This is a genomic window from Erythrobacter sp. CCH5-A1, from assembly GCF_001557115.1.
Taxonomy (GTDB): domain Bacteria; phylum Pseudomonadota; class Alphaproteobacteria; order Sphingomonadales; family Sphingomonadaceae; genus Erythrobacter.
Genome location: NZ_LSKQ01000248.1, coordinates 1 through 332, shown reverse-complemented (window position 1 = coordinate 332; position 332 = coordinate 1). Strand labels below are relative to the sequence as shown.

The window sequence follows — 332 nt, the reverse complement described above, 5'->3', positions numbered from 1 at the left end:
AACACCAGGCAAGTTCCACCATCTGCACACGTGTGCTTCGGTTACCGGCTTTGCTGATGCCTTGATCACGCGAAACGTCGCCGCTGGCGAAGGGCGCCGGAGCTAACCCAAGGAAGGCCGCGACGTGTCGTCGGCTTTCGAACTTTCGGCAGAAAACCTCTGCGACCAACATTGCCGCGCTGTTCGGGCCAATACCCTTCAGCTGCTCGAGGCGAACCGCTTTATCGCGGCATGGAAAGGTGGACTCTTCATCGAGCACAACTTGGGCGCGGTCCCTCTCGATGTCCTTGATCTGATCGTTGAGCAACGCGAGCCGTTCGAAACAGCGCTCA

General features: G+C 58.7%; 1 protein-coding gene. It reads right to left on the bottom strand.

The window, feature by feature from the left end; translation table 11 throughout:
- Window positions 1-332 (bottom strand): transposase (locus tag AX708_RS15360; protein WP_156454584.1); only part of this gene is annotated, 332 nt, incomplete at both ends.